At 40.9% G+C, this 1,121-nt stretch carries 2 protein-coding genes; both read left to right on the top strand.

Annotated elements, in window-relative coordinates; all coding sequences use genetic code 11:
* The first annotated feature begins 285 nt into the window (after nt 1–285).
* Nucleotides 286–486 (top strand): antirestriction Ral family protein, encoded by a 201-nt coding sequence (locus tag AACS05_RS24850; protein ID WP_000213975.1) that lies wholly within the window; start codon nt 286–288, stop codon nt 484–486.
* A 182-nt stretch (nt 487–668) separates the two neighbouring features.
* The gene (locus AACS05_RS24845) at nt 669–1,037 is read left to right on the top strand and encodes a DUF2528 family protein (protein ID WP_045438166.1); all 369 of its coding nucleotides are present in this window, start codon (nt 669–671) and stop codon (nt 1,035–1,037) included.
* Nucleotides 1,038–1,121: the final 84 nt, after the last annotated feature.

Genomic DNA, 1,121 nt, shown 5'->3' with positions numbered 1-1,121 from the left:
AGATAACGATCATATACATGGTTCTCTCCAGAGGTTCATTACTGAACACTCGTCCGAGAATAACGAGTGGATCCATTTCTATACTCATCAAACTGTAGGGGTTGTAATAGTTTATCCGATTTCTCGCTGTAGGGGTACACGAGAACCACCGAGCCTGATGTGGTTAAAAGACAGGCACAATCTTTACTACCGCAATCCACTATTTAAGGTGATATATGGAAGAAGAATTTGAAGAGTTCGAAGAGCATCCTCAGGATGTGATGGAACAATACCAGGACTATCCGTATGACTACGACTATTGATAAAAATCAATGGTGTGGACAATTCAAGCGATGCAATGGATGCAAGCTGCAATCGGAATGCATGGTTAAGCCTGAAGAAATGTTTCCTGTAATGGAAGATGGGAAATATGTCGATAAATGGGCAATACGAACGACGGCAATGATTGCCAGAGAACTTGGTAAACAGAACAACAAAGCTGCCTGATAGTGGCCTTTATTTTTGGCATAAATAACAGAATAAACACTGCACTGTGTATTCATTCCAACGAGTGAATACACGGAGCAATGTCGCTCGTAACTAAACAGGAGCCGACTTGTTCTGATTATTGGAAATCTTCTTTGCCCTCCAGTGTGAGGGCGATTTTTTATCTGTGAGGATATGAACAGATGTCAAACATCAAAAAATACATCATTGATTACGACTGGAAAGCATCAATAGAAATTGAAATCGACCATGACGTAATGACAGAGGAAAAACTTCACCAGATTAATAATTTCTGGTCAGACTCTGAATACCGACTCAATAAACACGGCTCTGTATTAAATGCTGTATTAATCATGCTGGCGCAACATGCTCTGCTTATAGCAATTTCAAGCGACTTAAATGCATATGGTGTTGTGTGTGAGTTCGGCTGGAATGATGGAAATGGTCAGGAGGGATGGCCTCCAATGGATGGTAGCGAAGGAATAAGAATTACCGATATCGATACATCAGGAATATTTGATTCAGATGATATGACTATCAAGGCCGCCTGAGTGCGGTTTTACCGCATACCAATAACGCTTCACTCGAGGCGTTTTTCGTTATGTATAAATAAGGAGCACACCATGCAATATGCC

It is taken from the genome of Citrobacter sp. S-77, assembly GCF_963864895.1.
In the GTDB taxonomy this organism is placed as follows: Bacteria; Pseudomonadota; Gammaproteobacteria; order Enterobacterales; family Enterobacteriaceae; genus Citrobacter; species Citrobacter murliniae.
Note: the sequence above shows the minus strand (reverse complement) of the source record. Positions and strands in the feature narration are given on the sequence as shown.

What these genes read in the sequence shown, in the direction of transcription:
- AACS05_RS24850 (WP_000213975.1), top strand. Translation starts at nt 286, where the DNA reads ATGACTACGACTATTGATAAAAATCAATGGTGTGGACAATTCAAGCGA.
- AACS05_RS24845 (WP_045438166.1), top strand. Translation starts at nt 669, where the DNA reads ATGTCAAACATCAAAAAATACATCATTGATTACGACTGGAAAGCATCA.